12 protein-coding genes are annotated in these 13,346 nt (G+C 44.2%); 1 reads left to right on the plus strand and 11 read right to left on the minus strand.

What is annotated here, in order from left to right:
- Positions 1-93: 93 nt before the first annotated feature.
- The 9 genes from DTOX_RS16980 to tsaD all read right to left on the minus strand — a co-directional run bounded on the left by DTOX_RS16980 (position 94) and on the right by tsaD (position 11,184).
- Positions 94-1,032, minus strand: a complete 939-nt coding sequence (locus DTOX_RS16980; protein WP_015758913.1) for an NADH-quinone oxidoreductase subunit G — start codon at positions 1,030-1,032, stop codon at positions 94-96.
- Between the two features lie 107 nt (positions 1,033-1,139).
- Positions 1,140-2,999 carry an NADH-quinone oxidoreductase subunit NuoF gene (nuoF, locus tag DTOX_RS16985; protein WP_015758914.1) on the minus strand — a complete coding sequence of 620 codons (1,860 nt, stop codon included), beginning with the start codon at positions 2,997-2,999 and terminating at the stop codon, positions 1,140-1,142.
- 15 nt (positions 3,000-3,014) lie between these two features.
- Positions 3,015-3,506 carry an NADH-quinone oxidoreductase subunit NuoE gene (gene nuoE / locus DTOX_RS16990; protein WP_015758915.1) on the minus strand — a complete coding sequence of 164 codons (492 nt, stop codon included), beginning with the start codon at positions 3,504-3,506 and terminating at the stop codon, positions 3,015-3,017.
- Positions 3,507-3,760: 254 nt separating this feature from the next.
- The gene (gene fdhF, locus DTOX_RS16995; protein ID WP_015758916.1) at positions 3,761-6,442 is read right to left on the minus strand and encodes a formate dehydrogenase subunit alpha; all 2,682 of its coding nucleotides are present in this window, start codon (positions 6,440-6,442) and stop codon (positions 3,761-3,763) included.
- Positions 6,443-6,904: 462 nt separating this feature from the next.
- Positions 6,905-7,165, minus strand: coding sequence for an NADH-quinone oxidoreductase subunit NuoE family protein (locus tag DTOX_RS17000; RefSeq protein ID WP_242652462.1), 261 nt, complete (start codon positions 7,163-7,165; stop codon positions 6,905-6,907).
- 87 nt (positions 7,166-7,252) lie between these two features.
- Positions 7,253-7,834: a 5-formyltetrahydrofolate cyclo-ligase gene (locus DTOX_RS17005; RefSeq protein WP_015758917.1), complete on the minus strand. Its 582-nt coding sequence runs from the start codon at positions 7,832-7,834 to the stop codon at positions 7,253-7,255.
- Between the two features lie 137 nt (positions 7,835-7,971).
- A complete protein-coding gene (locus DTOX_RS17010) occupies positions 7,972-8,403 on the minus strand; it encodes an ACT domain-containing protein (protein ID WP_015758918.1) in 432 nt (143 codons plus the stop codon).
- 198 nt (positions 8,404-8,601) lie between these two features.
- Positions 8,602-10,029: a DUF512 domain-containing protein gene (locus tag DTOX_RS17015; RefSeq protein WP_015758919.1), complete on the minus strand. Its 1,428-nt coding sequence runs from the start codon at positions 10,027-10,029 to the stop codon at positions 8,602-8,604.
- Between the two features lie 132 nt (positions 10,030-10,161).
- Positions 10,162-11,184 (minus strand): tRNA (adenosine(37)-N6)-threonylcarbamoyltransferase complex transferase subunit TsaD, encoded by a 1,023-nt coding sequence (tsaD, locus tag DTOX_RS17020; protein ID WP_015758920.1) that lies wholly within the window; start codon positions 11,182-11,184, stop codon positions 10,162-10,164.
- Positions 11,185-11,321: 137 nt separating this feature from the next.
- Here tsaD and DTOX_RS17025 point away from each other — a divergent pair, with 137 nt between their 5' ends.
- A complete protein-coding gene (locus tag DTOX_RS17025; RefSeq protein WP_015758921.1) occupies positions 11,322-12,032 on the plus strand; it encodes an endonuclease/exonuclease/phosphatase family protein in 711 nt (236 codons plus the stop codon).
- A 342-nt stretch (positions 12,033-12,374) separates the two neighbouring features.
- Here the strand turns inward: DTOX_RS17025 and DTOX_RS17030 are convergent, their stop codons facing one another.
- Complete coding sequence (locus tag DTOX_RS17030) at positions 12,375-12,845, minus strand: immunoglobulin-like domain-containing protein (RefSeq protein ID WP_015758922.1); 471 nt, start codon at positions 12,843-12,845, stop codon at positions 12,375-12,377.
- Between the two features lie 32 nt (positions 12,846-12,877).
- A complete protein-coding gene (locus tag DTOX_RS17035) occupies positions 12,878-13,138 on the minus strand; it encodes a hypothetical protein (RefSeq protein ID WP_042316124.1) in 261 nt (86 codons plus the stop codon).
- Positions 13,139-13,346 lie beyond the last annotated feature (208 nt).

Consider the following 13,346-nt stretch of genomic DNA (forward strand, 5'->3'; position numbering starts at 1 on the left):
CACATAAATTCCCTCAATAACAATATCTTAACCTAGTTTAATACCTGACTTACACCGGCTTAACCGAATCCCTCGCATAGCTAAAGTTCTTATCTATTTCTCATTACTATTGTTCATCTTTAAGATTTTTGCCAATACTTCTTCTATGTTCAGTGCTTCCGCCCAAGAAACTTGAGAGAATACACCGTCCTTCTTAATAAACGGCAAAGCAGGCTCATCCATATACTTCAACTGTAAACCCAAACGGCCCTTCAGACAAAGCGGACGTCCAACTGCTGTAGACTTGGGTACCACCCCGATAGTCTTACCCTGTTTCTTAAGTAAATTAAATTTACAGCCACTGTCGCAGAAGGTACAGGTAACTTCCTCTTTCTCCATTTCCCATACCCGTCCTTTTCCTGCCAGCGGTTTCCAAGTCAGGGCCCCGACCGGACAAACAGCTACACATCTACCGCAATAAACACAATCCGATTCAGCCAAAGGCAGATCCATACCGGTCACAATCTTGGTATTAAAACCACGGTAACCGAAATCAATCACACTGCGCTCAGGAATAGCATTGCAAGTACTGACACACCTGCCACATAGAATACACTTATTGGGATCACGCACTATATAGGGGTTGGAATCATCAAGAGGATGATTTTTCTTTTCCCCTTCAAACGGACTTTCTTTCACTCCGTATTGAAAAGCATAGTCCTGCAAGCGGCAATCGCCGTTTCTCTCACAGGTCAAGCAATCCTTGGGATGGTTGGCCAGAAGCAACTCTAAAATAGTTTTCCGTGCTTCTACCACTGCCGGTGATTCTGTGTATACTTCCATACCTTCCGTTACTTCAGTTACACACGAAGCAGGCAGGTTACGCATACCAGGAATATCTACCACACAGATACGGCAAGCTCCGAACCTAGGAAATTCTGGATCATGGCAAAAAGTAGGTATAAAAATTCCCGCTTGTTTGGCTGCGTCAAGCACAGTGGTACCCTTAGGAACATTTACCTTTTTACCATTGATAGTTAAATTAACAGACATTTATGAACACCGAAACCGCGCTGTATTACCCAGTTTTATGCTTTGCAAAGAAGACTGCACAACGCTTCCCGGCTTCCCTCCCTTCCATATATTATAATAATATTACCTTAGGCTTTGTAAATAGCGTCAAACTTACAACCGGCCAGACAGGCACCGCATTTGATGCACTTGGTGATATCAATTTCATGCGGCATTTTCTTCTCACCGGTAATAGCTCCGGCAGGACAACTCCTTGCGCACTTACCGCAGCCGTTGCATTTTTCCTTATCAATCACAAAGGTTAACAATTCTGTGCAGGCACCGGCCGGACAGCGTTTGTCATTAATGTGGGCAAGATATTCATCTTTGAAATAACGCATGGTAGAGAGAATCGGGTTGGCACAGGTTTGTCCCAAACCACACAAAGCTGTCTTGGTGATTACTCTGCCCATACGCTCCAGTGTCTCAATATCTTCCGGCTTACCTGTACCCTCACAGATACGGGTCAAGGTTTCCAGCATGCGCTTGGTACCCTCACGGCAGGGGGTACATTTACCGCAGGACTCTGCCTGGGTGAAGTTTAGGAAGAAACGGGCCACATCCACCATACAGGTGGTTTCGTCCATGACAACCAAACCGCCGGAACCCATAATCGCACCGGCAGCGTTCAGTGAATCATAGTCTACCGGCAAATCCAGCTTTTCTTCCGGCAAGCAGCCGCCGGAAGGACCGCCGGCCTGAACAGCCTTAAATTTCTTGTCGTCTTGAATGCCGCCGCCGACTTTATAGATAATATCTCTGACGCTGATACCCATGGGAACTTCCACTAAACCGGTATTCTTAATCTTGCCGGTCAGACAGAACACTTTACTGCCTTTGCTCTTCTCGGTACCCATGGAGGCGTACCATTCGCCGCCCTTACGGATAATGAAAGGCACGTTGGCATAGGTTTCAACATTGTTTAAGTTAGTCGGCTTCTCCCAAAGGCCTTTAACAGCCGGGAAGGGAGGACGCACGCGAGGCATACCGCGGTTACCTTCGATAGAGGTCAAGAGAGCTGTTTCTTCACCGCATACGAAAGCACCGGCACCGGCCTTGATGCGCAGTTTAAAGTTAAAGCCTGTATCTAAAATGTTTTCGCCCAGCATGCCAATCTCTTCTGCCTGGGCAATTGCCAGATTTAAACGGTGAATAGCCAGGGGATACTCGGCCCTCACATAGATATAGCCTTCATCGGCACCGATAGCATAACCTGCAATGATCATACCTTCTAAAACTGAGTGCGGATCACCCTCTAAGACGCTGCGATCCATGAAAGCACCGGGGTCGCCTTCGTCAGCGTTGCAAACGATATACTTTTTATCTCCGGGTGAGTTATGGGTAAACTGCCACTTCATACCGGTGGGGAAGCCACCGCCCCCACGGCCACGCAGGCCGGAAGTTTTGATCTCATCAATAACTTGCTGCTGAGTCATACCGGAGAGAATCTTCTCCAGACCTTCATAACCGCCGGTGGCAATGTAATCTACAATGCTCTCCGGGTTGGTTCTGCCCAGTCTGGATGTAACTGTGCGAACCTGCATTTTATAAAAGTCGTAATCTTCCATCAAGGTAATGCCTTCATAAGCTTTGGCACCGTTCTCAACTATTTGGAGAATCGCCATATCTTCAACCGGCTTTTTACCTATTACATGCTCATCAATCAAACGGATAACGTTCTCAGGATTAACATCCCCGTATATAACACTGGCTTCACCGGGGAGAGCTACTTCTACGGTAGGTTCCGCATAGCACATCCCGATACAGCTGGTAAAGTCGACATCTATATCCAAAACACGGCCGGCAACTATAGCTTGCAGAGCCTTCATTACTTTGTCACCGCCGGCTGCAATTCCGCAAGTACCAAGGCCAACCACCACACGGGCACGGGTAAACTTCTGCTTATACTCTTCTCCCATCTTAGCCCGTACTTCAGCCAAACTTTTCATCTTTTCACCTCCCGATTACTCGTATTGTTCCAAAATCCCCTGGATATCTCCGGGAACCAGACGGCCATGGGTGTCGTCATTGATCATCAATACCGGTGCCAAACCGCAAGCGCCCAGACAGGCCACTGTTTCCAGGGTAAAACGCAAATCTTCAGTGGTTCCGCCTTCACTAATTCCCAGAACCTTTTCCACCGCTTCGAAGATCTTCTTGCCGCCCCGCACGTGGCATGCAGTACCCTGACAGACGCGGACAATATTGCGCCCGCGTGGTTTCAAGTGAAACTGGGCATAAAAGGTTGACACACCGTAAATCTTACTAAAGGGAACCCTTAAGTCCTTAGAGATCTGCTGCATTACCTCTTTGGGGAGGTAGCCGTAAATATCCTGTGCTCCCTGCAGAACAGGAATGATTGCTCCTTTATATCCCTTAAACTTTTGCAATAGTTCCTGCAGGGCCTGCTGTTTCGGATCAATAGTGTTGTTTGAACATCCACATGTACAAGCCAATTTTTTATTTCCCTCCTCTCAACTTTTAGACAACTTTCATGATTACCCGGTTTTCAGTTACTATATAGTGTACCGGGCAATCATGACTTTAATGGCAGACCTTAACATAAATTTGCATTTTCATGGGTCTTTTTCATAATTCGCTTTTCGACATAAAAATTCCTCTATAAAATTCTGACTTATTAAAAGATTTAAATTCTTCATTCAAAAATTGATTTCCTCTAATGAAAGGAGGAAGTTTAAAAATCTTTTACTTATTCAGCTTTTTCCAGTTTAACAGCAGCTATCTTATATTCACCAGTCTTGCTAACCGGGTCAAAAGCATTAACAGTAAGCTGGTTAGTAGGAGTCTCCGCATGGTGAAAGCTCATCCAGATCATTCCCGGCGGTACTTTATCGGTTACTGCTATCTTAGTTGTAAGAGAACCGCGGCGTGATGCAACTTCCACTTTATCACCGGTATTAACCCCCAGAACGCAGGCATCAATTGGGTTAACTTGAGCCATTTCTTCAGGTCTGTGAGTGCCCAAACCTTTCGAATGACGAGTCGTAACATTATAGTGGTATAAAATGCGGCCGGTCGACAACAGATACGGGTATTCAGCGTCAGGCAGTTCTGCCGGAGGCACATGTTCGATGCCCTTTAACAACCCTTTGCCTCTGGTGAAGCTCTGAGTATGCAGTATCGGCGTTCCCGGGTGATCCAGCGTCGGGCAGGGCCATTGCAAGCCTTTTGCATCAATTCTGTCATAATTCATCCCGCCATATGAGGGAGTTAAAGCAGCCATTTCATCAAATATTTCTCCGGGCCAACTGTAATTCATGGGATAACCCATACGGTTGCTGACAGAACAAACGATTTCCCAGTCAGCTTTAGAATCCGCAATAGGCTCGATAGCCTTACGAACCCTCTGCACTCTTCTCTCAGAGTTAGTGAAGGTACCGTCCTTCTCCGCAAAACTTGCCCCCGGGAGTATTACATCAGCATATTTAGCCGTTTCTGACATAAAAATTTCCTGCACCACTAAGAATTCAAGATTATTCATAGCTTTGTGAATATGGTGCGCATCAGGATCTGTTAGCACCGGATCTTCTCCCATTATATACATAGCCTTTATTTTGCCTTCAACAGCGGAATCCATAATATCCGGAATCATTAAACCAAGTTTGCCGGACAGCTTAACTCCCCATGCCTTCTCAAACTTAGCCTGTGCCTCCGGACTAACCACTTGTTGATACCCTGGATACACATTGGGCAATGCCCCCATATCACAGGCACCCTGCACATTATTCTGACCACGCTGCGGATTCACACCCGAACCTGCCCTGCCGATATGACCTGTCAGCATAGCCATATTGGCAGTACTCATAACATTGTCCACACCGCACACATGCTCAGTAATACCCAGTGTGTAGCAAATCAGCGCATTATGAGAAGTGGCATAAAGTCTCGCCACATCATATAAGATCTCTGCCGGAACACCGGTGATTTCTGAGACTTTTTCCGGCGGGTATTTTTCTACTGTTGCCTTAAGTTCTTCAAAACCCTCAGTGCGTTCTTCCACGAATCTTTTATCATAAAGATCTTCTTTAATAATAATATGCATTAACCCATTCATCAACGGGATATCTGTACCAGGTTTGTGCTGCAACCAGTAATCGGCTCTCTCCGCCAGTTCAATTCTGCGGGGATCAGCCACCACTAATTTAGTACCTTTCTGCACAGCCTGAAGCATTTTAGCACCGGCTATCGGGTGTGCTTCAGTAGCATTAGCACCGATAACAAACAATAAATCAGTTGTTAAGATATCATTAAAAGAGTTGGTCATTGCACCACTTCCAAAACTTATAGCCAAACCGGCCACAGTCGAGGCATGGCAAGTGCGTGCACAGTGATCGACATTATTGGTGCCTATGCGGGCACGGATGAATTTTTGCAGCACATAATTATCTTCATTGGTGCAGCGTGCTGAAGAAAGTGCGGCAATGGCATCACTGCCGTATTTATCTTTTATTTCACCTAATTTGGCTGCCACCAGATCCAAAGCCTCATCCCAGGTGGCTTCAACAAATTCACCGTTTTTCTTAATCAAAGGCCTGGTTAAACGCTGCGGGCTGTGAATATAATCTGTTCCAAAACGTCCTTTTATGCACGTATGGCGCCCGTTAACCGGACTGTCCGGGTTGGAGGTAACACCGATTACTTTTCCGTCCTTGACGTTCAAGTCATAATTGCAGCCTACACCGCAGAAGGGGCAGGTAGTGCGAACCTTTTTAACTTCCCAGGTACGTCCTTTACCCAACATAGCCTTTTCACTCAAAGCACCCACCGGGCAAACAGCAACACAACTGCCGCAAAAAACGCATTCCGATTCTCCTAAAGGCAAATCCATGGCCGGGCTTACTTTAGCATCAAAGCCTCGATAAGCAAAATCAATCACACTGCGGCCTTGTATTTCCGCACAAGCCCGGACGCACTTGCCGCAAAGAATACATTTATTCATGTCTCTAACAATAAAGGGGTTTTCATTTTCGATAGGATAATTGTGTTTTTCTCCGGGAAAGGCATTTCCCTGAACATCGTAACGGTAAGCATAATTCTGCAGGCTGCAGGCACCGTTTTTACTACATATCAGGCAATCTATTGGATGATTGGCCAGCATCAGTTCAAGAATTGTTTTACGAGCTTCTACCACAGCTTCGGATTCGGTAAAAACCACCATTCCGTCCGTCGCTTCGGTAACACAAGAAGCCGGCAGGTTACGCATGCCCGGAATTTCCACAACACATATACGGCAGGCTCCAAATCTGGTGAGTTCCTGATCATGACAAAGGGTGGGAATATCAACGCCTATTTTTCTGGCAGCATACAACACAGAGGTTCCTTTGGGAACAGTCACTTGTTGACCATTAATAGTTAAAGTTACAGAAGACACTATTTTATACCTCCTCATGGAAATTAATTAAAGCATAACAAATAACAGGATATTATATAAATATCCACACTTTACATAATTTCTGTTACATGGGAGGCAGTCAGATTATTCACAGCAGGTATATCCACTATGCATACATTATAACTTCCCTAACTGGGAAATCATGGATGATGTCAAAAAGTAGAAATAAACACCCTGGCTGGCCTGGCTGCTTCCAAAACAGTTATTTTATTGGCTACGGCAATTTTGATTCCGCTTACAATTGAAGTAACGGACATTTTTTATCACCGAAACCGTGCTGTCACTATGTCTCTAGAAATTGACAACACTTCCCGGTTTTCCCCCTCTCTGTTATTAAATTAAGTAAGCCCGGCACACGCAAATACTGCACAGGGCAAGATAGAACTACGCAACAATCGGTAAAAAAATCTTACATTTCAACTCATTAATACCCTGACTTGCTCAACTAATCTTTACAAATGGCATCAAACTCACAGCCCCGCACGTGGCAGGCTGTACCCTGACAGACATGAATATGTTACGCCCACGGGGTTTTAAGTGAAACTGGGCATAGAAGGTGGCCACACCGTAAATTTTGCTAAAGAGAATCCTCAAATCTTCAGCAATTTGCTGCATTACCTCCTTTGGGAGATATCCGTAAATATCCTGCCCTCCCGGCAGTACAGGAACAATTACCCCTTTATATCCCATAAACTTTTGCAATAGCTCCTGCAATGCCTGCTGTTTCGGAATAATAGTGTTGTTTGAACATCCACATGTGCAAACAACCGGTTTTTTATTTCCCTCCTCTCAACTTTCAGACAGTTTCTTGATTACCCGGTTTTCTGTTACTACATAGTGTACCGGGCAATCATGACTTTGTTGATAAACCTTGGCATGAATTTGCATTTCAAAAGCCAGGGCTATAAATACTGTACCCGGCCTGGTGCGGGGTAGAAACCTGTCATAAAACCCTGCCCCGTAACCCAACCGGTTACATTCCTCATCAAAAGCTACTCCAGGAACAATAATTAAATCCAAATCCTCCGGTTCCAGAGGTCTAATGCATTCCTGTCTGGGTTCCAATATACCGTAAGTACCTTCGGTTAAGTCACCGGGATAATCCATAATCTGTGAAGGGGTAAGACGCTTGGTAGCAACATCAGAGACGGGTATGGATATTCTCTTCCCTTTGGAAAGAGCATCAATAATTATTTTATCAGTCTGAACTTCATTGCGGAAATCCAGATAAAGCATGATAGTGGAGGCCTTTGCATATTCATCCATAGACAACACCCGCTGCTGTATTATATCACTCTTTTCTTTAGCTTCCGCGGCAGGAATAGCTTTCCTGTCCTCCATAACTCTTTTTCTCAATTCACTTTTCGACACGGGAACTCCTCCCTAAAATTCTGACTTATTAAAAGATTTAAATTCTTCGTTACAAATAAAATTTCCTCCTGCAAAAGGAGGAAAAATAGAACTTTTCAAAATAAACTTATAATTCAAATACCGGGAGATTCCCGGTATTACAACCTGTATACTTCATCTCCGGCCAATATATTAACATTTTTTTCTTGTAAAGCTATTATGGCCTCGTCTATTTGTTCTACGCGAAAGACTACCAATGCAGCGTTGGAGGCTTTCTGTAAAAAGGCATACAAATATTCAATATTAATGCCCGCCTGTTTTAATACTTCCAGTATATTGCTGAGACCGCCCGGCTCATCTCTAACTTCAACTGCCAGAACCTCGGTGACACTGACAGTAAAACCGTCCTCTTTCAGCACAGTAAAAGCCTTGTCAGGGTCATTGACAATTAAACGCAAAATGCCGAAATCTGTAGTATCGGCAATGGAGAGAGCCCGGATATTGATATTATTGTTGCCCAGCACCTGAGTTACCCTGGCTAAACGGCCTGATTTGTTTTCCAGAAAGACTGATACTTGTTTTACTTTCACAAACAAACACCTCCTACGCAACTATTTAATAAATAAAGTATAACATATCGGTGAATAAAAAATATATACTCTGTTTTGGTTGCATACCAATCAATGGGGTTAGGGCTTCGCTGGGATAACCATAGCACACCCTACATCCTCCATATTTGAGAAAATACTTTACCATACAATATTGCTGTACCATTAATTAACCGCGAATTATAAAGCCACAACTACAATACCAAATTCCTCCGACAGGTCTAAGTAGGATTTGCCTGATAAATCCCTTCCCTTTAGATCAAAGGCCAAACCGGGTAAAAGTATTAAATCAGGCTGCCAGCCGGAATCATTAAGCCATTCCCTTAAAGCCAGGGCAAAATCATCTACAGTCAAAAGTCCGGCGGACATTATTGAACCTCCGAAAAAGTGGTTTGCCGCAGCCAGAACTTGTACTTCCGCCGGGTAATCAAAAAATCTTTCTACACCTATTTTGATTAATTGCTCCGCCAGAACAGAAGTCAGCACCAGTACACTGTTCGCCCGATTTTTTCTTGCCGCATCAACCATATCGTAAATCATATCAGGATGCAGGTCATAATCCATTACCAGTCCCGATGTTTGGCCTCTCTCTTTAAAAACCCGCACTTCAAGCTCTTCACTTGCATCGTCAATAGCTGCATTATACTCATAAGAAATATTGCCCGGCAAAGTTATACCGGATTTCTTTGTTCTTCGCACCCTCAGTCGAGGATTAGAGGCCACTAATATATTGCTGAAAACCTGTACCCTAGTTAACGCTTCTTTACCGTTTACAGACAGTACCCTGTCTCCGGCTCTCAGCCCGGCTGCCTGGGCCGGAGAGGCTTTTAACACACCGGTTATTTCCGCTCTAAGATCCGCCAGCATTTGGGGTTCAAAGGTTAAGGGGAGACTCACCTTTGACCTTAGCTCAAGCACGAAGTTTTTTAATTCCGACCAGAGGGAAAGCTTAAAGCGCAGCTGTTTTTCCGCCAGATTGGTATAGCCGGGCATGAATATTCTTACAGTTTGAGCACCGCAGCTTTCCATATAGAGAACGGTTTTCTCTATGTCCGTCCAACCGGTCAACCAGGGCATGGCTACTATGCTGCCGTGCCATTCTAAACCTGCACTGCCCAGTAACTCCGCTGCCAGCACAGCCTCTTGAGCCCGCCGGTCAGACATCAGTATCTGACGCATTCTAACATCTGCGCTGTTAAGTGACAGGTTAATGGTTATGCCGCCCAGAGAAGCTAAAAAATCAATCATTATTTTATCCAAAAGGGTACCGTTAGAAGTAATGCGAATATTGGCAGCAGGCATTCTTTCACGTATTAGTTTAAGCACCGAAACTATCTGCGGGTGTGTAAAGGGTTCCCCCTCCAGTATTCTGGTTACAGACTCACCTATGACAACAGGTTTGTTCGCATCCATAAAATCCAATGTTTCTTTTATTTCCCGCAAGCTTCGATGACCGGTACGAAAAGCCTCCACAGAAGGCGGATTCTGGCGGTGACTGCAAAATATGCACTGCACATTACAAACAGATGTTAGCGGTAAAATATTAGCGTTCTGTGCACTTTGCAAAACAAGAGTTCGAATATAGTTATTTGAGTTTTTTATGTACATATTCACCCACAGGCTAACCCCTTATATAATAAGTTATCAACAGACTTATCCACAATATCCACAGAAATAAATCCACAGACTCTTCAAGTTGTCAATATAGAACAGGATACTAAATTATTTTCGTATTTTCAACTAATATCGACATTCGCCCAGTCTTAAACCGGGTATGGCATTGAGCGTCAGCGGCGCAAATTCTCCTCTTATATATTTAAAGTGAGCAGCACAGCCGATCATAGCCGCATTATCTGTGCATAAAACCAGCGAGGGATATACTAAACGACGACCGGAAGAACAGACAGCTTTCTGAAGCTCTGTCCGCAAAAGGCTGTTGGCTGCCACCCCTCCGGCCAGCATAATTAACGACACATTATGCTCCTGTGCGGCGGTAATTGTTTTATCCACTAAAACATCCACAGCCGCCTGTTGAAAACTTGCCGCCAGATTGGGAATATGCACAGCTTCACCACGCTGGCGGGCCCGGTGCAGGTAATTGATTACCGAAGATTTCAGTCCGCTGAAGCTAAAATCCAAACTGCCTTCCTCCAGATAGGCACGGGGAAACATAACCGCCTGAGGGTTTCCTTCCACAGCGGCTTTTTCAATCTGCGGACCGCCCGGATAACCTAAACCCAGAGTGCGGGCTACCTTGTCAAAGGCCTCTCCGGCAGCGTCATCCCTGGTCCTGCCTATCACCCGGTATTCGCCGTGACCGGCGATATATACCAGGTCAGTATGCCCGCCGGAAACTACCAGACAGAGCAAAGGAAAGGCCAAATCAGGTTCGCGGAGAAAATTGGCATATATATGCCCTTCCAGGTGATTCACACCAATGAGAGGAATATCTGCCGCGTAAGCTATAGCTTTACCGGCAGACAGCCCTACCAGCAGAGCACCGACCAGACCGGGCCCGTAAGTCACTGCAACCGCGTCCAGTTCTCCAAAACAAAGCCCGGCAGCCTGCAAAGCCTCGGCAATAACATGATTAATTAATTCCAGGTGTTTGCGGGAAGCAACCTCCGGCACAACTCCGCCAAACTTGCGATGAACGTCAATCTGTGATGAAATGATGTTGCTCAGGATCCTGGTCCCCCCGTCCAATACGGCGGCAGAAGTTTCATCACAGGATGTTTCAATTGCCAATATTTTTTCAGCCATATTTATAAACCTCATTAATATTATCAGATAAGGTATTATAACACGATCGGAGCTATGCTGCCATTTATCAAGCTAAAGCATACACTATACAGAGATACTTTTTAAACAAGAGAGACGAATAATCGGGAGTTTAACTCATGACTAAACCAATAAAAATACTTTCCTTCAATATTCAAAGCGGTATGGGCATGGATAACCGGCGTTCTTTATCCAGGATCGCCTGGGTAATTAAGTGCAGTGGAGCAGATTTGGTAGGCCTGCAGGAAACGGATAAATATATGAAAAGAAGTTGCTTTAGTTCTCAAGCCAGGAAATTGGCCCGCCTGCTGGGAATGCATTATGTTTTCGGCGGAGCCTGCAAACCCGCGTTTTTTTCCCGCTTTGGCAACACCATATTGAGCAAATACCCTATCAAAGGACATAAAAACACCCTGCTGCCCGGTACCGGAGAGCAGAGAGCACTTTTAGATGTATTAATCAATATTAATAATAAAAAGATCAGGTTCTGTAATACTCACCTTGGTTTAAGTACATCTTCCAGGCAAAAACAGGTTAATAAGATTATTGAACTGCTGGGAGAGATACAACTGCCTACCATTTTAACAGGCGATTTCAACACCACACCGAATGATCCTGTTATTGAGCAGCTTAGAGCCTGTTTGGAGCGGAAATCAGTTTCTACAGAAAGCAAAAATAATGATCTTAAAACATACCCGTCTGACCGCCCGTCAGAAAAATTGGATTATATCTTTCTCTCAGCCCATTGGAAAGAAATCTGCCAGACAACATTGCCCGGCCAGGCTTCGGATCACCTGCCGCTGCTGGCAGCAGCCAGATTTATAAGCTAAAATAAAAATCCGTCATTATAGGATATTCTCAAAATTACTATGATCAAAACCAAGCTTTTGATCATAGTAACTCCTCAGCTGCGCGTTGCTAACATATAAAAAATTATTAACCTCCGGGGGTAATTCCGTTTTTTCACTTACATAAATTGTTCATCATGCGTTTGCCCCTGGTGTCAGGTTCGCTGGTTATGGGCCTACTTTTGCGTCTGGCTGACAGCGACGCTGGTATTACCCCTAAAACTAAGGCGGCTTAAAAAGCCGTCTATAACGTTTCCTTATAGAATAATTTTTAAAAAATTATTGACATTGATCTATGGTTCCCATGTATCTAATAATTAGCAATTAATCTATGTTAAATTCAGCAGTTAGGTCATATGTCCTCCGTTCAGGGTCATCTATCCGTTGAGTCGTTGAAACAGTTTTGCATACACGATACCTGCCTGACTGGTAATCATACTGTTCAGGGTATAAATGGATAATAAAGTCTTTAGACTCTTGAGGAAGCAAGATAATCATAACATCGTTAATGAAAACTTCTAATGGTATTTTATCCCAGGCAGAACCGTTGTAATGTTCAATAGAATAATCCAAACCGGTATAAACCTTAATAGAAGTGTTATTGGTGATTGTTACTTTCACATTGTCTACTGACGAGAAGTAGGCGTTTGGTACCGCTTTCATAATCATTTTCATTTCCTCTGATGAATTATTTTGCTCGGTAAAAGATAGGCTTGATGTTTTAGGAGTAGGCGTATCTTCTGTTGAAGAATATGAAGTTATTTTAGTTTTCTCTGAAAATTTATCACCTTGCATAGTGCTTTTGTCCTTAGTGTTTTGGCTACAGCCTACACAAAAAAGTAGTAGGCAAATAAAAATAATTGAACTTCGCCTAATCTTTTTGACCTCCTTTTCGTGATTTTTTTAATTTTGGCCAGCACAGACTTTTTAACTGCCGACCATTGTTTCCAATTTGCCATTTGTTTAAATTCAGGTTTCTCTTTAACCAGTTTATCAAGCAATATCTTGGGTATCTTCTCATGATCAAAGCCCAAGCCACGCCGGGCTATGACATAGCCTGCCGCTTCGTGAACAGCTATGCCGTACATATGCCAATGTCATCAGGTTATGCTACCTATGCTACCAATAACTCACTAACCACTTTCTGCCGGCTTATCCCGACGCTTTCGGAACAGACCTCAGCAAAAGACCTAAAGAAGAAATAGCCATAACATTTTGTATCATGCTGGTTCTACCTCTTTGTGTAATTGAGGTCGGTATTTAACAGGGGTCCGCCCCTTATATAAATATAAAGCA

Origin of the sequence: Desulfofarcimen acetoxidans DSM 771, assembly GCF_000024205.1 — a bacterium.
In the GTDB taxonomy this organism is placed as follows: Bacteria; Bacillota; Desulfotomaculia; order Desulfotomaculales; family Desulfofarciminaceae; genus Desulfofarcimen; species Desulfofarcimen acetoxidans.

What these genes read in the sequence shown, in the direction of transcription:
- DTOX_RS16980 (WP_015758913.1), bottom strand. Translation starts at nt 1,032, where the DNA reads ATGTCTGTTAATTTAACTATCAATGGTAAAAAGGTAAATGTTCCTAAG.
- nuoF (WP_015758914.1), bottom strand. Translation starts at nt 2,999, where the DNA reads ATGAAAAGTTTGGCTGAAGTACGGGCTAAGATGGGAGAAGAGTATAAG.
- DTOX_RS17015 (WP_015758919.1), bottom strand. Translation starts at nt 10,029, where the DNA reads ATGTACATAAAAAACTCAAATAACTATATTCGAACTCTTGTTTTGCAA.
- tsaD (WP_015758920.1), bottom strand. Translation starts at nt 11,184, where the DNA reads ATGGCTGAAAAAATATTGGCAATTGAAACATCCTGTGATGAAACTTCT.
- DTOX_RS17025 (WP_015758921.1), top strand. Translation starts at nt 11,322, where the DNA reads ATGACTAAACCAATAAAAATACTTTCCTTCAATATTCAAAGCGGTATG.
- DTOX_RS17030 (WP_015758922.1), bottom strand. Translation starts at nt 12,845, where the DNA reads ATGCAAGGTGATAAATTTTCAGAGAAAACTAAAATAACTTCATATTCT.
- DTOX_RS17035 (WP_042316124.1), bottom strand. Translation starts at nt 13,138, where the DNA reads ATGTACGGCATAGCTGTTCACGAAGCGGCAGGCTATGTCATAGCCCGG.